Raw genomic sequence first — 21,603 nt, 5'->3', positions numbered from 1 at the left:
GTTGGCTCCGCACGCTCGGAAGTGACCGGCTCTGATCAGAGCACCTAGACTACGGGGTGTTCCTGAGTCCGATCGGTCCCCCCGTGGGGGCGGCGAGCGGGCCGGCGCCCGGGCGGTGAGCGGCCGACGCGGCGGCCCGGTCAGCAGGCCGGCGGCCGACCCCCGGCGCGGATCGTCTCCAGCGCGCTCAGCGCCTCGCCGAGAGTGCCGACCCGGGCCATCGGCAGACCCGGTTGGGCATTCTGGACCGCCTCCGCGCAGTTGCCGGCCGGCACGAGAAAATATTTCGCGCCCGCGTTCTTCGCGCCCACCAGTTTCTGCGGAATCCCGCCGATCGGCCCCACCTCGCCCAGATCGTTGATCGTGCCGGTGCCGGCAATGATCTTTCCGCCGGTCAGATCCTCGCTCCTGAGCTTGTCGACTATGCCGAGTGCGAACATCAGGCCGGCGCTCGGCCCGCCGATGTCGTTCAGGTCGATCTTCAGCTCGAACGGGTGCGGCTGTCGCTGCTCGATCTCCACCCCGATCCGGGGCGGGTTGTTGTCGGTGGCGGCGCTGACGACGGTCGCGGTCGTCGGCCTGCCGTCCCGGGTGTAGCCGATCGAGAGCGGGGAGCCGGCCGGCCGGGCCTGCACCAGTTGGGTGACGCTGCTCGCGGCGGGCACCGGCTTGCCGTCGACCGAGGTGATCACGTCGCCGACCCTGAGGATCCCCTCCGCCGGGGCGCCCGCCGAGACGTTCTTGACCACGACCTGGATCGGATAGCCGAGCTCGCGCAGCGCCGCCGTCTCGGCGCTGGTCTGCGACGCGGCGAAGTCCTCGGCGTTGCGCTCCTCCACCTGCTGCTGCGTCTGACCCGGCGGGTAGATCAGCTCGTACGGCACCACGGCCTCGTCCGACGAGACCCAGCCGGCGATCGCGGTGAGCAGTTTGACGTCGGGCTGCACGCCGACCGTGGTGAGCCGCAACTCTCCGGCCGACGTCGAGGTCTCCTCGCCGGAGACCTGGATGACGTCCTTGTCGTCGTGCCGGCCCAGGGTGTCCACCGTCGGCCCGGGGCCGAGCACCACGTACGGGATGGGTGCGGCGAGTACGCCGATGCTGAGCAGTGCGGTGACCACCGCGCCGAGCAGTACCGTGACCCCGCGACGTCTCATAGCCGCCGAGCGTACCCGGGCACCGCTGCCCGACCGTCCCCCGAACCCCGAGTTCGCCCACGGCGTGACACCTGGGCGGGCAGCGCACCCCCCGGCCCGCGTACCGTGGACGGGTGCCTGATATTCCGTTCGGCTTCGCCCTGCCGGGTGGCCAGCCGCCCGACCCCAACGACCCGCAGCAGATGCAGCAGTTCATGGCGCAACTGCAGCAACTGCTCGCCGCGCCGGGCAGCGGTCCGGTCAACTGGGATCTGGCCCGCCAGGTCGCCGCCAGCCAGCTCTCCTCGGCCGGCGACCCGGCCGTGACGCCGTACGAGCGCAACGCCGTGGAGGAGTCGCTCCGGCTGGCCGACCTCTGGCTCGACCCGACCTCGGCACACCCCTCCGGGATCCGCACCTCCGTGGCATGGAACCGGAACGAGTGGATCTACAAGACACTGGACGTCTGGAAGAAGCTCTGCGACCCGGTCGCCGGCCGGATGGTGGCCGCGATGGGCGACCTGGTGCCGCCGGAGGCCCGGGCACAGCTCGGCCCGATGCAGTCCATGATCTCCACGCTCGGCGGCGCCCTCTTCGGCGGCCAGCTCGGGCAGGCGCTCGGCTCGCTCGCCGCCGAGGTGCTCTCGGCCGGCGACATCGGCCTGCCGCTCGGCCCGGCCGGCACCGCCGCGCTGCTGCCGGCGAACATCCGGGCGTACGGCGACGGTCTCGAACTCCCCGAGGACGAGGTACGCCTCTACGTGGCCCTGCGCGAGGCCGCACACCAGCGTCTCTTCCAGCACGTGCCCTGGCTGCGCGGCCACGTGCTCACCAGCGTGGAGATGTACGCCACCGGCATCACGGTGAACCGTGAGGCGATCGAGGAGGCGATGGGCCGGATCGACCCGACCAACCCGGAGTCGATGCAGGAGCTGGCGCTGGAGGGCATCTTCACCCCGGAGGACACCCCGGCGCAGAAGGCGTCGCTGAGCCGGCTGGAGACCACGCTGGCCCTGGTCGAGGGCTGGGTGTGCCACGTGGTGGACACCGCCGCCGCCGAGCGGCTGCCGAACGTGAACCGGCTCGGCGAGGCGTTCCGCCGTCGCCGGGCCGCCGGTGGCCCGGCCGAGCAGACCTTCGCCGCCCTGGTCGGCCTGGAGCTGCGTCCCCGCCGGCTGCGCGAGGCCGCGGCGCTCTGGGCGGCACTCACCGAGCACCGGGGCATCGCCGGCCGGGACGCGCTCTGGGGGCACCCGGACCTGCTCCCCGCCGAGGCGGATTTCGCCGATCCGGATGCCTTCGCCCGGTCCCAGCTCGACCTCGGCGACCTCGACGACTTCGACTTCGGCGGGCCCGAGGACGCGTCCGACCCCGACCGCCCCGAGGGCAGCTCCGACCCCCGCCGCCCCGAGGAGGGACCCGGCTCCGGCAGACCGGAGGAGTAGGCCACCGAACGAGCGGGTCGCGGGACGAGCGGGCCACCGCGGGAGCGGGACGAGCGGGCCACCGCGGGAGCGGGACGAGTGGGCCGCCGAGCAGCCGGATGGTCAACTGCCGAGCAGTACCCGGGTGGCGTCCCAGCCCTCCAGGGCCGGGTCGAGCGTCGCGAGGTCGGCCGGCGTCCGCAGCCGCCGCCATCCCGGGGTGACCGCCACCTCGGCCGGGCGGGGTGCGGCACGCCGGATCAGGGCTGCGTCGGCGGTGTCCATGTCGAGCTCGGGCAGCCAGTCCGGTGCGGGTAGTCGGGCGGCCAGCCCGAGCAGCCCGGGGCCGGGATTCGTCGCGGGGGCGACCGCGACGCCCCGGCTGGTCAGCGGCCGGAACAGCTTGCCGAGGATCAGGCCGGGCAGGTCCGGCGCGTCGGCGACGAGCAGGGCGGCCTGGTCGTAGCCGTCCCGGGCGGCGGCGTCCAGCGCGGCGCCCACCCGGTTGGCCGGCGCCTCGCCGGCCCGGGCGGCCGGCAGGTCGTACACGGGCATGCCGGGCCAGGCGATCGCGTCCGCCAGCGGGCGGTCGGCCCCGGCCGCGGCGATCGCCGGCTCCACCTCGGCCAGGGTGGCGACCAGGTCGACCACGTCCTCGGCGAGCGCGGAGCGCCAGCGGGCCGGGTCGGCACCGGGCGGCGCCCACGCGACGGCTCCGAGCATCACCACGATCACACGGCGGGTCACCCGCCGACCCTACCGACCTCGGACGCCGGGTGGGACCGACGGGTCGCCGGGGCTCACTCCGGCAGGACGATCCCGGCGGCGGCGGCGATCCCCTCCAGGTAGCCCCGGGCCCGCTCCGTCTTCGGATAGCGCCCGACCAGCGCCCAGAACCGGGCGTTGTGGCTCGGCACCACCAGGTGGGCCAGCTCGTGCAGCAGCACGTAGTCGATCACCCACTCCGGCATCTCCTGGATCCGGTGCGAGATGCGGATGGTCCGGTCGGCCGGGGTGCAGGATCCCCAGCGGCCGTTCTGGTTCGTCACCCACCGGACGCTGGCCGGCACGGCCGCGGCGCCGTGCTCGCTCAGGTAACGGTCGATGAGTCGCCGGGACCGGAGCAACAGCTCCGCGTCGGAACGGCCGAGCCGCTCCTCCCGGGCCGCGAGCCGGGCGAGCATCCGGTCCACCCACTCGCTCTCCTCGGCGCGGGAGAACTGGTCGGGGATGAGTACCACGACCCGCTCGCCGTCCCGGTACGCGGACACCGTCCGGCGCCGGCGCTGGCTGCGCCGTACCTCCACGACCGGCTTCCGCAACCCCGCCATTAGCGGTCCGCGCAGCCCCGGGTTTCGTTCACGAAGGAAAACTAATGCGTAGTGACCAGGTCACCGCAAGAGTCAACCCGCAGATAGCCGCCGGAAAAATACCGGTTGGCGGTGACCCGTCCGGAAAAAATTCATTGCGGTGATCGTCTACACCGTCGCGTCCGCCGCCGCCGGGACTTCTCGGTCACGCGGAGCCGGGCACCGGAGGCAACGGTAAACGATCATCTGCCACCACCGCCAGACGCCCCCGATCAGCGATCTGACGCAGTTCATCCGGCGTGTCCCTGCGAAACTGACTTATCCGACCTATTCCGGCATGCACACTCTGGGCGTCGGCTTCCTCACAGTGTCGACAGATCGCTGACATGGAACTGCCCGGAACTGGGTAGGGTCCGCGGACCGGCGGTCACAGTGGTGACCGCGGAGAATCCCAGCGCTGGCGCCCTAACATGGCCGCCCGCCGCCGGGCGCACGCCAGGCTCGCGAGAGCCGGCGGAAGAGACGAGGAGGGCACCGTGGCCGAGAAGGCCCAGACCTACAACGGGTACTGCGTGAAGTGCAAGGAGAAGCGTGACTTCGAGGGCAACGTCGAGGTTTCCAAGACGGGGATGAACATGGCCAAGGGCAAGTGCCCGGTCTGCGGCACGACCGTCAACCGAATCCTCGGCAAGGCCAAGGTCTGACCGTCGAGCAGCACGCGGAACTGCGGGAAGGGGTGGCCGGGGCGCCGCCCCTTCCCGCTTTCCTGTCGGGCTACGGACACCCGGCGTGATGTCCGGGCCGCGACAGAAGTTACCCGCCAGTTGTGGATAACGCCGTGGATCCTGTGGATAGAGCAGTGCATCGCGCGTACCGGCTGTGGAAAACGCTGACCGGTCCGCACCTGGACGGTGACAGCCTGTTGCGCCATGACCAGAACCGTGCTGCCCCGCCCCACCCTGCTGCCCGGCCTCATCCGACTCTGGCGCGACCGGCACACGCTGCAACTCGGCCTCGATCCCCGGCGCGCCGTCCTGCTCGAGGTCGCGAATCCGGCCGCCGCCCGGCTGCTCGACCTGCTCGACGGCAGCCGCAGCGAACGGGCCGTCCTGGACCACGCGGTCACGGTGGACGTGACCCGCGACGACGCCCGGACGCTTATCGACACCCTGCGGGCCGCCGGCCTGGTGGTCGCCGCGCAGACCCTGCTCCCCACCGACCTGCCCGAGCCGGCCCGGCAGCGGCTCGCCGCCGAGGCGGCGGCGCTCGCCCTGCACGGCCGGGACGCGCCCGGCACCCCGGCCCAGCTGCTCCGCCGTCGGGCCGCCGCCCGGGTCGTGGTGACCGGTCAGGGCCGGCTCGCCGCTCCGGTGGCGGTGGCCCTGGCCCAGGCCGGCGTCGGCCAGGTGCATCCGGATCTACGCGGCCGGGTCGGGCCGGCGGACACCGTGGCCGGCGGCGGACTGCTCGCCACCGACGTACGCCGGCCGTGCGCCGCCGCGGTCACGGACGCGATCGCCCGGTCCGCACCCGGCACCGCCACCCGGCCCGTCCGGCGCGGCCGCGCCGACCTGGTGCTCCAGGTGGGTACGGACCGCCCTGCCGGCCTGCTCGCCGCCGGGTACGCCCGGCACCGCCAGGCGCACCTGCTGCTCACCCTGCGCGACGGAACCCCGGTGGTCGGGCCCCTGGTCCGGGCCGCCGGCTCGCCCTGCCTCAACTGCGTCGACCTGCACCGTCAGGACCGCGACCCGGGCTGGCCGGGCCTTGCCGCCCAGCTCGCCGACCTCGACGGCCCGGAACCCTGCCTGACCGCGACCCTCATCACCGCCGTCGGGTACGCGGTGAGCGAGGTCCTCGCCTTCCTCGACGGCGGTACGCCGGAGACGGTGGGCGGTGCGGTCGAGGTGACCGCCGCCGGCCGCCTCCGCCGCCGGAGCTGGCCACCGCACCCCCGGTGCGACTGCACCGGACAACGGCGGCGCCGGGGCACAGCCACCCCGCCCGGCCCCCCGAACCAGATCCCCGGGACGAGGTGATAGGAAGGGCCCCTTCTTATACAAAAAACGATAAGAGGGGGCCCTTCCTTTCCGGCGGGGTGGTCGGTGCCACCCGCTGACGGCCGACTTCGCCCCGCCGAGTCGGTAACAATGATCTGGTGACCGACATCCCGCGCCGGGCCGTCTCCCGGACCGCCAAGCTCGCCGCTCTTCCGCTCGGCTTCGCCGGCCGGACCGTGCTCGGCGTGGGCAAGCGGGTCACCGGACTCGCCTCCGACGTGATCTCCAACGAGATCCAGCAACGCACCGCCGAGCAACTCTTCAGCGTGCTCGGCCAGCTCAAGGGTGGGGCGATGAAGTTCGGGCAGGCACTGTCGGTCTTCGAGGCGGCCCTGCCCGAGGAGATCGCCGCGCCCTACCGGCAGGCGTTGACCAAGCTCCAGGAGGCGGCTCCGCCGCTGCCGGCGGCGAGCGTGCACAAGGTGCTCGCGGAGCAACTCGGGCCGGACTGGCGGTCGTACTTCCTGGAGTTCGACGACAAGCCGGCCGCCGCGGCAAGCATCGGCCAGGTGCACCGGGCGATCTGGAAGGTCGACCCGCCGCCGAACGGCCGGCGGCGCGGCACCAGGGCAGGGGCCGCCACCAGGTCGGGAGCCGGTGCCGGGGCGGTGGCCCGGGCCGGCGCGACCGCTCCGGCAGGGCGTCCGGTGGCGGTCAAGGTGCAGTACCCGGGCGCCGGACCGGCGCTGCTCTCCGACCTGAAGCAGCTCTCCCGGCTCGGCGCCATGTTCCGGGCGATCCAGCCCGGCCTGGACATCAAGCCGCTGCTCAGCGAGTTACGCGACCGGATCAGCGAGGAACTCGACTACGAGCTGGAGGCGGAGTCGCAGCGGGCGTTCGCCGCCGCGTACGCCGGCGATCCGGAGATCTTCGTGCCCGAGGTGGTCGCGGCCACCCCCCAGGTGCTGGTCACGGACTGGGTCGAGGGCAAGCCGCTGTCGGCGATCATCGACTCCGGCACCGAGGAGGAGCGGAACCTGGCCGGTCGACTGATGGCCACCCTGCACTTCTCGGCGCCGATGCGCGCCGGGCTGCTGCACGCCGACCCGCATCCCGGCAACTTCCGGCTGTTGCCGGACGGGCGGCTCGGCGTCGTCGACTTCGGCGCGGTGGCCCGGCTGCCCGGCGGGCACCCGGAGCCGATCGGCCGGCTGGTCCGGCTCGCCCTGGCCGGCGAGGCCGAGGCGGTCGTGGTCGGCCTGCGCGAGGAGGGGTTCATCCGGGCCGATTTCTCGCTCGACGCGCAGGCGGTACTCGACTTCCTGATGCCGATCCTGCAACCCCTCTCCGTCGAGGAGTTCCGTTTCACCCGGGCGTGGTTGCGCGTCGAGGCGACCAGGCTCGGCAACCCGCGCTCCCCGGCGTACCAGCTCTCCCGGCAGCTCAATCTGCCGCCGTCGTACCTGCTGATCCACCGGGTGACCCTCGGTTCGATCGGGGTGCTCTGCCAACTGGAGGCGAAGGCCCCCTACCGGGGCATCGTGGAGCGCTGGCTGCCCGGCTTCGCCCCGGTGGCCTGAGCAGGGCCACCCACCGCTACGGCGCCGGGCCGGCCGTTGGCGGGGTGTCACCCCTCGCCGACGACCGGCCCGGACGGGATCTCAGATTCGGTTACGTTCCTCCGGCGTACGCCGGACGGATCAGATGCTGCCCAGTTCGCGGGCGGCCCGGCGGCGGGCCTCCAGCGCGATCATGCGGGCGGATCGGGTTGCCTCAGTGCTCGTGGTGCTGCGACCGGCCTGAGGCATCCGCATTCGTGCCCGGGACAACGCTTCGTGGATGAGATGCATCTTGGTGGCTCCGTCTCGGATAGGCATGGCAGTCGTGGTCAATCTCGACACCACGGCCATCGCGGTGTCGGGCGCCGATACCAGACCGGCGTTCGTACGGATCGGGTTCATGTCAGGCCGCCAACCGGACCGCGCTGCGCGACTCGGCAAGGCCACTGGCCGCCAGCCGCGCCTGGGCCTCGACCCGCAGCGCCGCGTCCCGGGCGACGTCCTCCTTGCGCGGACGGCCACGGGGCCGCTTGCGCGGAACGACCGCGCCACGCTCGAAGATCTCGCCGCCCCAGACGCCCCACGGCTCCGCCCGCTCCACCGCACCGGCCAGGCACTCGACGCGCAGCGGGCAGTCCCCGCAGAGCGACTTGGCCAGCTCCAGCTCGGCAGGCGAGTCGGCGAACCACAGGTCGGGGTCGAACTTCCGGCAGGGCAGGTTCGCCTCCAGCTCGACGTTCGCGTCGAGGGGGGCCAACGCCAGACTCATCGCCCGGTCACCTCTCTCTCGTGTCGATCTCGTAGATCGCTGTTCCGACTTACTTCGGCAGTGCGGAAATGACTAAGGCCGCGGATCCCGGTGTGCGGGGTCCGCGGCCTCGAGGTGAGCCGGCTGGTCTGTGCTAGACCGGTCTCCCTCGAGGTGGAACCCCGCTGACATCCATCCGCTTGACGCCGACACGGATGCCATTGCCCGTGAATCCATTGGTCCCCCGGAGCTCGGCGGACGCGTGGGCCTGAACCAGCTCGGCCTGGATCGGGGCCTGGTGCGCCTGCGAACGCTGGAGGAGTTCATTGGTCAGCATGCCGCCGACCTCTGACACCGGAGCGGGGGCAGCAGGCAGCGCCCACGGTCGCCGGGTGACATAGGTCGTCCCCATCGGGGCCACCTCCTGACTCTCACTCGTCGCCAACATCGGACTCGTCCCCCTCTTGAACAGCCTGAAAGCCGCCGCTCGCGAGGTGTGACATGAGGCTATGCCTCCCCCGGGCGGCAGGGCAAACGAATTACGGCGAGATCTCGGAACTTTCTTCCGACACTTTCCGACAGCCGGCCGGTCAGCCCGGCGACGCCTCGGCCGTGCCCTCGGTGAGCAGCACGTCCTCCACCGCGACGCCGTCGACCAGGGCGAGCACCGCGTCGCCGTAGAGGGCGACCTTGCGGGGACCGATCCCGGCGATCGCCAGCAGCTCGGTGGGGCGGGTCGGGCGGCGTTCGGCGAGCGCGACCAGGGTGGCGTCGGTGAAGACCACGTACGCCGGAACCCGCTGCGCCCCGGCGACCCGGCCCCGCCAGTCCCGCAGCCGCTCCAGCAGCCCTTCGTCGAGATCGGAGGGACAGGTCGCGCAGCGACCCAGTTTGCGGTCGGCCCCGGCCAGCAGCGTCGCCCCGCAGACCCGGCAGGAGACGACCTGCACCCGCCGACGGTCGGGTTTCCGACCGCCGGCAGCGGACACCTCGGCCGGACGGCCGCCGGAGCGCTCGAACTGGGGGAGGAAGCGGCACGGGCGCCGGGGCCGGCCACCGGGCGAGCGCGCCGAGGCGTACGACAGCCAGAGCCACTGCCGGGCCCGGGTCACCCCGACGTAGAGCAGCCGGCGCTCCTCCTCCACCTGCTCGGCGGTCTTCGCGTAGCTGGTCGGCAGCGTGCCGTCGGAGAGCCCGACCAGGAAGACCGCGTCCCACTCCAGCCCCTTCGCCGAGTGCAGCGAGGCCAGCGTCACCCCCTGGACCGCCGGTACGTGCTGCGCGGCGGCCCGCCGGCCCAGTTCGGCGCAGAAGTCGGCAAGCGAGGGTGGCCGTTCCACGGCGGCGGCCTCGCCGATCGGCAGCACGGTCGGGGTGGCGGCGTACTCCTCGGCGAGCTGGACCAGGGCGGCGAGCGCCTCCCAGCTCTCCCGGGCCGCGCCGCCGGGCGGGGCGGCGTCCGGTGCCCAGCCGACCGCGGCCAGCGCCTCGACCACGGCCGGGACCAGCGGCGCCTCGCCCGGCGTCGACCGGGTCGCGGCGCGGAGCGCGACCATCGCCCGGCGGATCTCGGGCCGCTCGAAGAAGCGTTCCGCGCCCTGGACCTGGTACGGCACCTCCGCGTCGGCCAGCGCCTTCTCGTACGCCTCGGACTGCGCGTTGGTCCGGAACAGCACCGCGATCTCCCGGGCCGGCGTGCCGGTGGCGACCAGGTCGCGGCAGCGTGCCGCCACGGCGGCGGCCTCGGCCGGCTCGTCGGGGAAGATCCGCAGGTCCGGCTCGGGGCCGGGTGGACGCTGTCCGACGAGCTCCAGCCGCAGCCGCGCCTCGGCGCCCCGGGCCTGCCGGATCACCGCGTTGGCGAGCCCGACGACCTGCGGGGTCGAGCGGTAGTCCCGGACCAGCCGCACCACCACCGCGTCCCGGCGCAGCCGGGGGAAGTCGATCAGGTACGCCGAGGTGGCGCCGGTGAACGAGTAGATGGTCTGGCTGGCGTCGCCGACCACGGTCAGGTCGTCCCGGCCGCCCAGCCAGACGTCCAGCAACCGCTGCTGGAGCGGGTTGACGTCCTGGTACTCGTCGACCACGAAGTGCCGGTACTGTGCCCGGATCTGCTCGCCGACGTCCGGGTGCTCCTCGATCCCCCACACCGCCGCCCGGAGCATGTCCTCGAAGTCGATCACACCGTTGGCGCGTTTGACCTTCTCGTATCCGGCGAAGACCTCGGCCACCTTCGCCGGGTCGTGCGGGGTCTCACGCAGCGCCTTGGCCGCCGCGACGACGTACTCCCCCGGCTCGACCAGGGACGACTTGGCCCACTCGATCTCACCGGCCAGGTCCCGGGCGGCGGCCCGGTCGGTGCGCAGCCCGGCCCGGGCGGCGGCGAGGGTGACCAGCCGCACCTTGCTGTCCAGCAGCTCCGGCATCTCCCTGCCGCCGAGCAGCCGGGACGCGAAGTAGCGGACCTGGCGCAGCGCGGCGCCGTGGAAGGTCCGGGCCTGCACCCCCGGTACGCCGAGCGCGCCGAGCCGGGCCCGCAGCTCGGCGGCGGCCCGGGCGGTGAAGGTGACCGCGAGCACGTGCCGGGCGGCGATCTCGCCGGCCGTCACCCGGTACGCGATCCGGTGCGTGACAGCCCGGGTCTTGCCGGTGCCGGCACCGGCCAGGATGCAGACCGGCCCGGCCGACGCGGTCACCGCGCTGCGCTGCTCCGGGTCGAGTCCGCCCAGGATTCGTGCCACGTTCGAGTCAGCCGCCACAGCTAGGAATCATGGCAGCCCTCCGCGGTGTTGCACCGTTAGCCTGTGTGATCGGCACCCTGTCCGATCCGACAGCCGGCCGGTTACGACTGAGCACCGCGGAGGTCTCGACGATGTTGACGATGTATTCCACGTCCTGGTGTGGCTACTGCCACCGGCTGAGGTCACAGCTGGACCGGGAGGGCATCGGCTACGTGGTGGTCGACATCGAGCAGGACCTGGCCGCGGCGGAGTACGTGATGAGCGTCAACGGCGGCAACCAGACCGTACCGACGCTGAGGTTCGACGACGGTACGGCGCTGACCAACCCGTCGATCGTCGACGTCAGGAAGCACCTGGCCGCCCGCGCACAGAGCTGACCCGACCGACCATCCGTGGTGCCGCGTCCGGCCGAGGCGCCGGCCGAGGCGCCGGTACGGCGGCGGGAGGCGGTGTGGTGGCGGGAGGCGGTGTGGTGGCGGGAGGCGGTGCGGTGGCGGCGGGCGGTGCGGAAAGTGCCCGCCCGGCCCAGAGGTATCCGGCCGCCGCCGTCATCACCACCGCGATCACCACGAAGAGCAGCCGGTAGTCGACGACGGCGACCAGCAGCGCCCCGGTGCCGATGGAGACCGCCTGCGGGCCGCTGATCAGCGCCTCCGACGCGGCGGCGACCCGACCCAGCAACGGCCCGGGGGTGCGGCGCTGGATCAGCGTGTTCAGCCCGACGAACGCGATCGGCAGGCCGAAGCCGAGCAGCACCAGGGCGACGAAGGCCAGCCAGAGCGTCGGGTACGCCAGCAGCAGCGCGCCCGGCGCGAAGACCGCCACCCCGACGGCGAGCGCCGCCAACTCGCCGAACCGGCGTACCACGACCGGGGAGGAGAGCCCGCCGAGCACCCCGCCGATGCCCTGCACGGTGACCAGCACCCCCACGAAGCCCGGCTGCCGGCCCAGCCCCTGGTCCACGTACGCGAAGATCAACGACTCGCTGAAGCCCATCACCAGCACCGCCAGGGCGGCACCGACGACCGCGCGCCGCAGGGCGGGTTCGGCGACCATGTGCCGCAGCCCGGCACCCACCTCGGTCACCCAGCGGAGCTGCGCCGGACCGGGCACCCGCTCGGCGATCCGCAGCGCGGAGACCGCGCAGGCGGCACCGACGAAGCCGACCATCCCGACCGCCGGCAGCGTCCAGCCGCCGGCCCCGGTGTAGAGGGCCGCCCCGGCCAGCGGGCCGACCAGCCGCAGTCCCTGCTTGACGGTCTGCAGGACGCCGTTGGCCTGGGCCATCAGCTCCTCGGGCACGATTTCTTTGATGAGTCCGTTCAGGGTCGCGCCGAGGGCGACGTAGGAGAGTCCGTACAGCGCGCCCACGACGTAGATCACCCAGACGTCCCCGCGGTCGCGGACCAGGAACAGCGGGGTGAGCGCCACCGCGGTGGCCAGGTTGGCGACCAGGAAGAACGGGCGGCGGCGAAACCGGTCCACCACCCAGCCGACGAGCGGGGCGAGCGGCATCGGCGCGACCATGGCGAAGATGGTGGCGCCGGCCATGCCGTCCGAGCCGGTCAGGTCCTTGACCCAGACGGCCAGCGCCAACAGCATGATCGACTCCGCGGTCATACTGAAGACGAGGCCGGCGAAGAGCAGCCGGAAGTCCGGGCGACGCAGGATGGTTCGCATGCGAGGGGTCCCTTTCGCGGTGAACAGACCTGATCGTCCTCGTGAGAAATCGTCGCAATCGATGGTGCGGTGCCCGCCGACCACGGTCGGAACCGGATCGGCTTTCCGACGGCACCGCTCCGGAACGGTCCGGAGGCCCTTCCCATTTAGACACGCCGTTACCATCCGGCAGCACCCCGTGAACGGGGCACGGCATACTGGACCGCCGGGAGTGTGACCGCGACGGTCCGCACCTGCCCGGCGACGGGCGAGACGCGATCGAGAGCGAGGATCCAGTGCCTGCTCCTCAACCCAGCCCGATCCTGCGGCGACGCCGGCTCGGCGCGGAACTGCGCAAGCTGCGGGAGTCGGCCAGGCTCACCGGCGATCAGGTCATCGAGGCGGTGGGCTGGGCCTCGGCCTCCAAGCTCTCCCGGCTGGAGAACGGCCGCAGCCGGCCCGACCTGCGGGACGTCCTCGACCTGCTCGACCTCTACAAGGTCACCGGTGACCGGCGCGAGGAACTGACCGCGATCACCAACGAGGCCGGCGACATCCGGGCCTGGCTGCGCTCGTACGCGACGATGACGCCACGCCAGCGCGGCTACGCCGAACTGGAGGCGGGTTGCGCGGAGATCCTCGAGTACAGCCCGGTGATCGTGCCCGGCCTGTTGCAGAGCAAGGCGTACGTCAAGCTACGGATCCTCTCCTCCCGGCAACTGGTCAACGACCCGGACCAGGACGACACCGAGGACGCCGACACCGAGGTGAAGGCCCGGTTGGCCCGGCAGTCGCTGCTGACCCGCGAGGTCGAGCCGCCCCGCTATTCAGCGGTGATCGAGGAGGCCGCACTCGGCGACCGGGCCGGCCCGCGCGAGGTGCTGCGCACCCAGCTGCTCCAGTTGCGCAAGCTCGCCGGCCTGCCCAACGTGACGATCCAGGTGCTCCCCACCGAGCAGACCATCGCGGACTGGTATCTGCCGCACACCGGGTTCTCGCTCTACCGGTTCGCCGAGCCGGAGGATCCGGAGACCCTGGCGATCGAGGGACTGGCCACCAACCTGATGGTGACCGACCAGAAGGAGATCAGCACGTACTCCATGGTCTTCGAGTGGCTCCAGGACGCGGCGCTCGGTCCGGAGGAGACGATCACCTGGCTGACGGAGCGCGCGGAGCAGCGCTCGTCGGGTCCGGCCCGCAAGCCCGCTGGCCGCGACCCGGGGATGCCGCCGACCCAGCGCAGCCGCCGCTCCGGCCGGCTGACCGAACAGTAGCCGTCCCCGGCCGGCTGACCGCACAACGGCCGAGCCCGCCGGACGGCCGCGTCCACAGCCGTGCGTCCACAGCCGCCGGTTCCCGTACGGGAGCCGGCGGCCTCGTCGTGCGCCCCCAAGGACAGTGACCGACGTCACCTGATCGGACGAGCAACTACTCCAATCGGCGCGTTTCACTTGCCGACCGGCCCGGAATGGGTGAACATAGCCGAAGGGGGGACGTGGAAGTTCCACGAAACGACTTCGGTAAGTAATCGCAGAATCATCGTCCGTCACCGGCCTTCGGAGACACCCATGCGGTTTCTAATCGTTCGCACGGATATCCGTGCCGCCGCCGATGACGAGTTGGCCGCCGCCTGGGCGCAGGGGCAGCGCCTCCGCGACGAACAGACCTCCCCGGAACAGCGCCGCCAGATCCTCCGGGCCGACGACCGGGAGGCCGCACTCGTGCTGGCCAGGGCCCTGTCCAGCGTGGGCGCGGTCCGGTCCGGACGGCAGCGGGTCAAGGTACTGCCGGTCGGCAGGCCCGACCGGCGACTCCACGCGGAGACCCGCACCGGCAACCCAGAACCGACGAATCTCGGCCCACAGTCGAGATTCGGCTAGACGACCGTCGTCGGCCGGGCGGCGTCCCCCGCCACGCTCCATGCCACACCCGGCAGCGACGGCCTGTGATCTTGGCTCGTGATCGTCGCGGCAACGGCGGTCGCGAGCCAAGATTTTTGCGTTCTGCGCACCGCGGTCCCGCGGAGGACTCCGCGCCATCCGGAACCACCGGGCGCTGCCAACCGGGCTAACGGATGCCGTCCACCCACCGGCGGATCAGAAAGAGCGCGATCGACGACGCCGGCGGCAACGCCAGCCGCAACCCGTCGCCGACCTGTACCACCTCGCCGTCGAGTACCGCGGTGATGTCCCGGCGGCTGAACCAGTCCGCGTGCGCGATCTCCGCCGGGTCGAGCCGCAGCGCACGTGCCGGGTCGCCCAGGGCGGAGAAGCCCAGCATCAGCGAACCCGGAAACGGCCAGGCCTGGCTGGCGACGTACCGGATGTGCCCCGGCACCAGGCCGACCTCCTCGGTGACCTCCCGGACCACCGCGTCCTCGGCCGACTCGCCCGGCTCCACATAGCCGGCCAGGCACGAATACCGGCGCACCCCCCGGGTCGACCGCCAGGCGGCGTTGTTGCCGAGCAGGCAGCGACCGTCCGGGCCGGAGACGCCGTCGTGCACCAGCACGATCATCGCCGGATCGGTACGGGGCCAGAGCGGGTTGCCCGCCTCGTCCCGCCGGGACCAGCCGCCGTCCCCCACCACCGTGGCGAGGCCGGTCTGTGACGAGTACAGGTGCCGGGCGTGCCAGTTCGCCAATGCCAGCGCGGTGGTGAGCAGTCCGGCGTCCCGGTCGGCGAGCAGGTGCCCGGTCTCGCGCAGGTTCGCCGCCCGGGTACCGGCGATCTGCGGCAGCGGCGCGTCGACCGCGAACACCGGCACCCCGTCCGGTTCGACGCCGAGGAAGAGCCGATCTTCCGGCGCGCTCTCCCGTGCCGCGTCCGGACCGAGCAGGATCAGCTCGGTCCTGGTGCCGGAATCCTCGACCAGGGCCCGCCCACCACCGGCGACGTCCACCATCAGCACCCGGGCCCGCAGCCACGCCTCGGCCAACCACCGCTGGTCGGTACGCCGGTGCGCGGCGCGGTCGAGGGTGGACCGCGCAAGCGGCGGCAACTCGACCGGCGGCTGCCCAACCGACGGCTGCCCAACCGGCGGCTGCCCGACCGGCGGTGGAGGGTTCGTGGTCACGGGGTCATGACCCTGCGGCCTCGGTCCGCACCGGCCCCAGCACGCCCAGCGGCGCCTCGACCTGGCCGGCGTCGCCGAGCACCACGGTGACGGCCCGGGCCGGCGCCAGATAGCTGGCCGCCGCCGCGGCCACCTCCTCCCGGGTCGCCCGCGCCAACCGGGCGGCGTGCTCGGCGAGAAACTCCAGGCGGAGCCCGGAACCGGCGTACGCGCTGGCCACCGCCGCCAACCCGGCCTGGGTGGAGATGCCGAGCTGGAGCGTGCCGAGGGCGTACTGGCGGGCCTGCTCCAGCTCGTCCTCCTTCGGCGGCAGCGAGGCCAGCCGACCCAGTTCGTAGATCGTCTCCAGCAGCGCCGGGCCGGTCACCTCGGTGGCCACCTCGGCGGCGACGACCAGGGCGGACCCGGCGACCGAGTGCTCGACGACCGAGTGCGGACCGTACGTGTAGCCCTTGTCCTCGCGGATGTTCTCCACCCAGCGGGACGAGAAGTAGCCGCCGAAGACCAGGTTGGCCAGTTGCAGCGCGGCGTGGTCCGGATGCGTACGCGGCACCGCCGGCAGCGCCAGCCGGAGCGACGACTGCACCGACCCGGGGCGGTCCACCAGCAGCAGCGGTCCCGACTCCAGCGGCGGGGTCGGTGGCAGCTCCCCCGGCGCGCCGTCCCCGGCCCAGCCGCCGAGGGTCCGCTCCACCGCGTCCATCGCCCGGGCCGGCTGCACGTCGCCGACGAGCAGCAGTACCGCACCGGCCGGACGCACCCGACCCGCGTGCAGGGTACGCAACTGGGCCGGCCGGACCGCCTCGACCTGCTCCGGCTCCGGCGTCTGCACGGCGTACGGATGCCTGCCGTACATCCGCTTCAGCAGGGCCCTGCGGACCAGGTGGGTCGGCTGGCTCTGTGCCATCCGGATCCCGTCGATCAGCCGCGCCCGCTCGGTGGCGACCTCGTCGGCCGGATAGCTCGCCCCGGTCACCACCTCGGCCAGCAGCTCCAGGAGCCGGCCCAGCCCGGTGGAGAGGCCGTTACCCGAGATCATCAGCCGGTCGGCGTCGGCCCCGGCGGAGAGCCCGCCGCCCACCTTCTGCAACTCGGCGGCGAGCTGCACCGACGACATCGTGGCCGTGCCGGAGAGCAGCGTCTGCGACAGCATCAGGCCCCGGGCCAGGTGGGCCCGGCCGAACGGCACCCAGAGCCGCACCTCGACCAGCGGCACGGCCGGCCGGCGCAGCACGATCACGGTCAGCCCGTTGGGCAGCGTCTGTTCCACCTCGCGGGGCAGCTTGAGCTTGCGGTTCGGCCCGAGCGCGGGCAGCGTACGGATGCTCACCTGGCACCTCCACCCGGGACGACCTCGACGGCGGCCCGGCGCTGCGGTCGCAGCGTGGCGGCCGCCGCGCGTACCTGCTCCCCGGTCACCTCGCCGACCAGCCGGGGCAGCTCGCCCAGCAGCCCCGGATCACCCCGCTGCTGCTCCAGCACCGCCATCTGCAGGGTGCGACCGAGCACCGCGTCGGTCTCCCGGAGCAGGTGGGTGGCCATCCTGGCCTGGGTCCGGGCGAGCTCGTCGGCGGCGAGTCCGTCGGTGGCGAGCCTGTCGATCTCCTCGTCGACTGTCTGGAGCACCTTGTCCACGCCACCGCCGGGCGGCAGGTGGGCCTGGAGCACCAGCGCGGTCGGGTCCCGCACGTCGAAGGGGTCACCCATCAACCCGAGATAGCCGCCGACGCTGGTCACCGTGCGGTCCCGCAGCACCAGCCGCTGCACCAGCCGCGACGCGTCGCCGTCGGTGAGCACCTCGGCCAGGACCACGTACGGCAGATAGCCGGCGAAGTCGTCCATCGGATCCGGCACCCGCCAGGCCGCCGCCACCGCGGGCAGCGGCGCCAGCCGGTCGGCGTACGACTCCCGTCGCTCTCCGGTCAGGTCCGGCTCGGCGAAGTCGGGCCGGGCCGGCGCCGGCCGGGCCGGCACGTCGCCGAAGTGCCGCTCGATCAGCTCCGTCGCCTCCGCCACGTCGAGGTCGCCGCCGACCGCGAGCACCGCGTTGCCGCAGGCGTAGTAGCGGTCGAAGAAGTCGACCGCGTCGGCGATGCTCGCGTTCTCCAGGTCGTCGAAGGAGCCGTACCCGTCGTGCGCGTTGGCGAAGGTCTCGAAGAGCACCGGCGGCAGCCGCAGCCAGGGAAAGCCGCCGTACGGGCGGTTGAGCACGTTGACCCGGATCTCCTCCTTCACCACGTCGACCTGGTTGCGGAGGTTCTCCTCGGTGAGCCGGGGCCCGCGCATCCGGTCGGCCTCCAGGAAGAGGGCCCGCTCCAGCGCGTTGCTCGGCAGCGTCTCCCAGTAGTCCGTGTAGTCCAGGTGCGTGGAGCCGTTGAAGGTCCCGCCGGCCCCCTGAACGTGTCGGAAGTGCGCCAGCTTCTCCAGATTTTCCGACCCCTGGAACATCAGGTGCTCGAAGAGGTGGGCGAAGCCGGTCCGCCCCTCCGGCTCCGACCGGATGCCCACGTCGTAGATGACCGCCACGCCGACGACCGGGGCGCTACGGTCCGGTGCCAGCACCACCCGCAGCCCGTTGTCGAGGGTGAACCGCTCGACCGAATGTTTCGTCGCTGGAATTCTCGATCTTCCCGCCGCCACGAACCGACCCTAGCGCGTCCCACCACCACCGGTGACCGGCCCGCACCTGCCGGCCATTTCCTACGTCATTTTCTACGCCCGTTCCTACGCCCGTTCCTACGCCCGGACGGAAGCCAGAGCGTGCTCGACGACCCAGTCGAACTCCCGATGCGTGCCAGGTATCGAGATGTAGAGGATCGCGGCGGTCGACCGGCCGACGTCGATGCAGGCCACGGCGGCCAACTCGTCGGTGGCCCGCAACCCCGGCCGGGTGAAGTGCAGCCGGAACACCGACACCCAGGCCGGGCGGCCGTCGAGCGTGGTCCGGCCGTCCCGGATCGACTCCAGCCGGTTCGGCTGCGGGTAGTACTCCGTCCGCACGTCGGTGGTCACCTGCCGGCCGACGCATTCGAGGTCGAAGGTGAGGGCGTCGTTCTCCGCCGCCGGCACCGCCGCGGAGAGGATGGAGGCGTGGTAGTTGCTGAAGCCGTCGTACTCCCGCTCGGTGACGAAATGCTGCCCGGTCCGGTACGGCACCTCCAGGGTGCCGGCGCTCCAGACCGTGCGCCACGGCTGCCACGGGGCGGCGTAGGCGGCGTACGAGATGCCCGCCTCCGGATCGACGGTCCGTTCCGGGAGCGGCTGCCCCGGACCGGGCGGCGGCACGACGGGCTCGACCGGCTCCGGCGCGGCCGGCCCCGGCGAACCGGGCGTCGGGGACCCGGGCGTTGGCGAGCCGGGCGTTGGCGAGCCGGGCGTTGGCGAGCCGGGCGTTGGCGAGCTGGGTGCGGCCTGGCCCGGCGAACCGGGTGCGGCCTGGCCCGGCGAACCGGGCGGCGGACACTTTCGGGCCAGCGGGGGCCGGACATCCGTCGGAGCCTCCGGCCGGCTCCAGATCGGCTCGACCCCGCCCGACATGGTCAGCCCGAGCACCACCACCAGACCGATCACCAGTACGGCGGCGGCCGCACCTCCGAACCACCACAGGCGACGGTCCCCCGGACCCCGCCCGCCATCGGGCGGTGCCGGAGGCGGCTCCGGTGCCGGTGCGGGTAGGCCGATCCGGGTGACGGCGCCCGCCGCCCAGGCGGTACCGGGCGGCGGCGCCTGCGTACCGTCGGTGTGGCGCGGAACGTTCACCGGCATGGTCCTAGTCAACACCACGGGCCGGCGGCCGGCCGACCGCGTCGGGCGGTCGCCCACGGCTCGACCGCCCGCTCCACACGCCTGACCTCCAGCCGTGAACGCCGGGAGAGCCGGCGCGACCGGTTCACTCAGCCGTCACAGCGCGACCGGCTCGCTCAGCCGTCACAGCGCGACCGGCTCGCTCAGCCGTCACCCGCGACGGTCATCCCGATGTCCCCGGACCCCGTTTCCGTCGGAGCGTGCATCTCGATCACCTCGACCTCGGGCACCCCGGCGGCAAAGCCGTACCACGGGGTGAACGCGGCGAGCGTGGCGAGAATCAGGCCACCGACCGCGAGCGCAAGCACCACCAGGATCTCCCGCATCGCCCCCTGGCCGACACGCACGGTCATTGCAACCTCCCCCAGTGCGACCCTTCCCCAAGGTCGCTGGTTCCCCAGGACAGGATGGCCGGCCGAGAGGCCCCACACAGTCACCCATCGGACCCGATCAGGTGAATTCGCGGGCATAGTTGTCCTGACCGATCGGCGCTCCGATCATGCGACCGGCCGGCATCGTACATGCGGCCCGGCCGGTGGCCGGTCCTGCGACGTTCTCAGGCGGCCCGGCGAAGGCGGCGCGGCCGGGACCTTCCACCGGCCACGCCTCTCCCGGAACCGCGCCTCGGCACCGCGCCTGCCGCCGCAGTCGGCACCGCGCTCGGAGCCGCGGTCTGCGCCGCACTCGAAGCCGCGGTCTGCGCCGCACTCGAAGCCGCGGTCTGCGCCGCGGTCTGCGCCGGGACCCGCGCTCCGGTGAGCCGCACCAGCGCATCGTCACCGGGGCGGACCGTCAGCGTCTCGGGCCTGATCCCGGCATCTGTGAGGAGCCGGGACACGTCCCGGCGCTGCTCCGGCAGCACCAGCGTGACCACCCGACCGGACTCACCGGCCCGGGCCGTACGGCCACTGCGGTGGAGGTAGTCCTTCGGGTCGGCCGGCGGGTCGACATTCACCACCAGGTCGAGCCCGTCGATGTGAATGCCCCGGGCCGCGACGTCGGTCGCCACCAGGGCGGTCACCTGGCCGGCCCGGAACTGCTCCAGGACCCGCGTCCGCTGCGGCTGCGACTTCCCGCCGTGCAGCGCCGCCGCCCGTACGCCCCTGGTCAGCAACTGTCGGGCCAGCCGGTCGGCCCGGTGCTTGGTGCCGACGAAGAGGATGGCCCGACCGTCCCGGGCCGCGATCTGCGCTGTCGCCGCCGCCTTGTCCAGCGCCTCCACTTGGAGCACGTGATGGGTCATCGAGGTCACCGTGGCGGTCGTCGGGTCGACGGAGTGCGACACCGGATCGGCGAGAAACCGGCGGACCAGCCGGTCGACGCCACGGTCCAGGGTGGCCGAGAAGAGCATCCGCTGCCCGCCCGGCGCGACCTGGCGCAGCAGGTCGGTGACCTGCGGCAGGAAACCCATGTCGGCCATCTGGTCGGCCTCGTCGAGCACGGTGACGGCGACCTGGTCGAGTCGGCAGTCGCCCCGGTTGACCAGGTCGGCGAGGCGACCCGGCGTGGCGATCAACACCTCCGCTCCGGCCCGCAGCGTCTCCGCCTGCCGGTGCAGCGACAGCCCGCCGACCACGGTGGCGCAGCGCAGTCCGAGCGGGCGGGCGTACGGGGTGAGGGCCGTGGTCACCTGCTGTGCCAGTTCGCGGGTGGGCACCAGGACCAGGGCGAGCGGACGGCCGGGCCGGGCCCGGCGCCCGGCGGTCCGGGAGAGCATCGGCAGGCCGAACGCGAGGGTCTTGCCGGAGCCGGTACGGCCCCTGCCGAGCACGTCCCGGCCGGCCAGTGAGTCGGGCAGGGTGGCCGCCTGGATCGGGAACGGCGTGACGATGCCGTTCGCGGTCAACGCGGCGTGCAGCCCGGGGGCCAGCGGTGCGTCCGCGAACGAGCGGATGGGGCGGGTGGAGCGGGTCATCGCGAGACCTTCCTCGAAGCGGCACGTGTCGAGGAAGGTCGCCGGCGGCAGCACCGGCGGGCTGGGCCACCGGCGGTTGTCGCCCGGTGACCGCAGCCACGGACCGGGAAATACGCGGGAGCCAGCCCGTGCCGTCGGGCGCGGGCTGGCCGCGTCACCACGCCGATCTGGGCGCGGTGGTCGAACGTGGCCTCCGGGCTGTGTCGCCACAGAGGCCGCATGTCCGGGCTGT

At 72.9% G+C, this 21,603-nt stretch carries 19 protein-coding genes; 7 read left to right on the top strand and 12 right to left on the bottom strand.

What is annotated here, in order from left to right; all coding sequences use genetic code 11:
• Nucleotides 1-140: 140 nt before the first annotated feature.
• Nucleotides 141-1,157 carry a PDZ domain-containing protein gene (locus tag ACN27G_RS36330; protein WP_421497120.1) on the bottom strand — a complete coding sequence of 339 codons (1,017 nt, stop codon included), beginning with the start codon at nt 1,155-1,157 and terminating at the stop codon, nt 141-143.
• 182 nt (nt 1,158-1,339) lie between these two features.
• Here ACN27G_RS36330 and ACN27G_RS36325 point away from each other — a divergent pair, with 182 nt between their 5' ends.
• Complete coding sequence (locus ACN27G_RS36325; RefSeq protein WP_421497607.1) at nt 1,340-2,581, top strand: zinc-dependent metalloprotease; 1,242 nt, start codon at nt 1,340-1,342, stop codon at nt 2,579-2,581.
• A gap of 102 nt (nt 2,582-2,683) precedes the next feature.
• Here ACN27G_RS36325 and ACN27G_RS36320 read toward each other — a convergent pair whose 3' ends face one another.
• Complete coding sequence (locus tag ACN27G_RS36320; protein ID WP_421497119.1) at nt 2,684-3,307, bottom strand: hypothetical protein; 624 nt, start codon at nt 3,305-3,307, stop codon at nt 2,684-2,686.
• 53 nt (nt 3,308-3,360) lie between these two features.
• A complete protein-coding gene (locus tag ACN27G_RS36315) occupies nt 3,361-3,891 on the bottom strand; it encodes a M48 family metallopeptidase (RefSeq protein ID WP_421497118.1) in 531 nt (176 codons plus the stop codon).
• Between the two features lie 515 nt (nt 3,892-4,406).
• On the opposite strand from ACN27G_RS36315, the gene ACN27G_RS36310 reads away from it, so the two are divergent.
• The 3 genes from ACN27G_RS36310 (at nt 4,407) to ACN27G_RS36300 (ending at nt 7,450) form a co-directional block, all read left to right on the top strand.
• Nucleotides 4,407-4,574 (top strand): DUF5679 domain-containing protein, encoded by a 168-nt coding sequence (locus ACN27G_RS36310; RefSeq protein ID WP_165436864.1) that lies wholly within the window; start codon nt 4,407-4,409, stop codon nt 4,572-4,574.
• A gap of 225 nt (nt 4,575-4,799) precedes the next feature.
• The gene (locus tag ACN27G_RS36305; RefSeq protein ID WP_421497117.1) at nt 4,800-5,909 is read left to right on the top strand and encodes a hypothetical protein; all 1,110 of its coding nucleotides are present in this window, start codon (nt 4,800-4,802) and stop codon (nt 5,907-5,909) included.
• Between the two features lie 119 nt (nt 5,910-6,028).
• A complete protein-coding gene (locus ACN27G_RS36300; RefSeq protein WP_421497116.1) occupies nt 6,029-7,450 on the top strand; it encodes an ABC1 kinase family protein in 1,422 nt (473 codons plus the stop codon).
• A 382-nt stretch (nt 7,451-7,832) separates the two neighbouring features.
• On the opposite strand, the gene ACN27G_RS36295 is transcribed toward ACN27G_RS36300, so the two are convergent.
• Complete coding sequence (locus ACN27G_RS36295; RefSeq protein ID WP_130464862.1) at nt 7,833-8,198, bottom strand: WhiB family transcriptional regulator; 366 nt, start codon at nt 8,196-8,198, stop codon at nt 7,833-7,835.
• 569 nt (nt 8,199-8,767) lie between these two features.
• Nucleotides 8,768-10,936, bottom strand: a complete 2,169-nt coding sequence (locus tag ACN27G_RS36290) for an ATP-dependent DNA helicase UvrD2 (RefSeq protein ID WP_421497115.1) — start codon at nt 10,934-10,936, stop codon at nt 8,768-8,770.
• Nucleotides 10,937-11,049: 113 nt separating this feature from the next.
• On the opposite strand from ACN27G_RS36290, the gene ACN27G_RS36285 reads away from it, so the two are divergent.
• On the top strand, nt 11,050-11,295 hold the full coding sequence (locus ACN27G_RS36285) for a mycoredoxin (RefSeq protein ID WP_421497606.1): 246 nt from the start codon (nt 11,050-11,052) through the stop codon (nt 11,293-11,295).
• Here ACN27G_RS36285 and ACN27G_RS36280 read toward each other — a convergent pair.
• The gene (locus ACN27G_RS36280) at nt 11,261-12,598 is read right to left on the bottom strand and encodes an MFS transporter (protein ID WP_421497114.1); all 1,338 of its coding nucleotides are present in this window, start codon (nt 12,596-12,598) and stop codon (nt 11,261-11,263) included. The genes ACN27G_RS36285 and ACN27G_RS36280 overlap by 35 nt on opposite strands.
• 275 nt (nt 12,599-12,873) lie before the next feature.
• Here ACN27G_RS36280 and ACN27G_RS36275 point away from each other — a divergent pair, with 275 nt between their 5' ends.
• Nucleotides 12,874-13,851 carry a helix-turn-helix domain-containing protein gene (locus ACN27G_RS36275; protein WP_421497113.1) on the top strand — a complete coding sequence of 326 codons (978 nt, stop codon included), beginning with the start codon at nt 12,874-12,876 and terminating at the stop codon, nt 13,849-13,851.
• Between the two features lie 294 nt (nt 13,852-14,145).
• Nucleotides 14,146-14,457, top strand: coding sequence for a hypothetical protein (locus ACN27G_RS36270; protein ID WP_421497112.1), 312 nt, complete (start codon nt 14,146-14,148; stop codon nt 14,455-14,457).
• Between the two features lie 187 nt (nt 14,458-14,644).
• Here ACN27G_RS36270 and nudC read toward each other — a convergent pair whose 3' ends face one another.
• The 6 genes from nudC to ACN27G_RS36240 all read right to left on the bottom strand — a co-directional run bounded on the left by nudC (nt 14,645) and on the right by ACN27G_RS36240 (nt 21,371).
• Nucleotides 14,645-15,577: an NAD(+) diphosphatase gene (nudC, locus tag ACN27G_RS36265; protein WP_421497605.1), complete on the bottom strand. Its 933-nt coding sequence runs from the start codon at nt 15,575-15,577 to the stop codon at nt 14,645-14,647.
• Nucleotides 15,578-15,656: 79 nt separating this feature from the next.
• Entirely contained in the window at nt 15,657-16,982 is a 1,326-nt protein-coding gene (locus tag ACN27G_RS36260) for a M16 family metallopeptidase (protein ID WP_421497111.1), read from the bottom strand.
• Nucleotides 16,979-18,292, bottom strand: coding sequence for a M16 family metallopeptidase (locus ACN27G_RS36255; RefSeq protein WP_421497110.1), 1,314 nt, complete (start codon nt 18,290-18,292; stop codon nt 16,979-16,981). Before ACN27G_RS36255 ends, ACN27G_RS36260 begins: the two co-directional genes overlap by 4 nt.
• Before the next feature lie 96 nt (nt 18,293-18,388).
• Nucleotides 18,389-19,411 carry a hypothetical protein gene (locus ACN27G_RS36250; protein WP_421497109.1) on the bottom strand — a complete coding sequence of 341 codons (1,023 nt, stop codon included), beginning with the start codon at nt 19,409-19,411 and terminating at the stop codon, nt 18,389-18,391.
• A 188-nt stretch (nt 19,412-19,599) separates the two neighbouring features.
• A complete protein-coding gene (locus ACN27G_RS36245; protein WP_421497108.1) occupies nt 19,600-19,809 on the bottom strand; it encodes a hypothetical protein in 210 nt (69 codons plus the stop codon).
• A 203-nt stretch (nt 19,810-20,012) separates the two neighbouring features.
• On the bottom strand, nt 20,013-21,371 hold the full coding sequence (locus ACN27G_RS36240) for a DEAD/DEAH box helicase (RefSeq protein ID WP_421497107.1): 1,359 nt from the start codon (nt 21,369-21,371) through the stop codon (nt 20,013-20,015).
• Nucleotides 21,372-21,603: the final 232 nt, after the last annotated feature.

Origin of the sequence: Plantactinospora sp. WMMB334 (assembly GCF_049179095.1) — a bacterium.
Classification (GTDB): Bacteria; Actinomycetota; Actinomycetes; order Mycobacteriales; family Micromonosporaceae; genus Plantactinospora.
This window is presented reverse-complemented; position numbering and strand designations above follow the sequence as displayed.

Coding starts and splice junctions, on each gene's coding strand:
- ACN27G_RS36330 (WP_421497120.1), bottom strand. CDS start 1,157: ATGAGACGTCGCGGGGTCACGGTACTGCTCGGCGCGGTGGTCACCGCA.
- ACN27G_RS36240 (WP_421497107.1), bottom strand. CDS start 21,371: ATGACCCGCTCCACCCGCCCCATCCGCTCGTTCGCGGACGCACCGCTG.
- ACN27G_RS36245 (WP_421497108.1), bottom strand. CDS start 19,809: ATGACCGTGCGTGTCGGCCAGGGGGCGATGCGGGAGATCCTGGTGGTG.
- ACN27G_RS36315 (WP_421497118.1), bottom strand. CDS start 3,891: ATGGCGGGGTTGCGGAAGCCGGTCGTGGAGGTACGGCGCAGCCAGCGC.
- ACN27G_RS36280 (WP_421497114.1), bottom strand. CDS start 12,598: ATGCGAACCATCCTGCGTCGCCCGGACTTCCGGCTGCTCTTCGCCGGC.
- ACN27G_RS36295 (WP_130464862.1), bottom strand. CDS start 8,198: ATGAGTCTGGCGTTGGCCCCCCTCGACGCGAACGTCGAGCTGGAGGCG.
- ACN27G_RS36325 (WP_421497607.1), top strand. CDS start 1,340: ATGCAGCAGTTCATGGCGCAACTGCAGCAACTGCTCGCCGCGCCGGGC.
- ACN27G_RS36270 (WP_421497112.1), top strand. CDS start 14,146: ATGCGGTTTCTAATCGTTCGCACGGATATCCGTGCCGCCGCCGATGAC.
- ACN27G_RS36285 (WP_421497606.1), top strand. CDS start 11,050: ATGTTGACGATGTATTCCACGTCCTGGTGTGGCTACTGCCACCGGCTG.
- ACN27G_RS36305 (WP_421497117.1), top strand. CDS start 4,800: ATGACCAGAACCGTGCTGCCCCGCCCCACCCTGCTGCCCGGCCTCATC.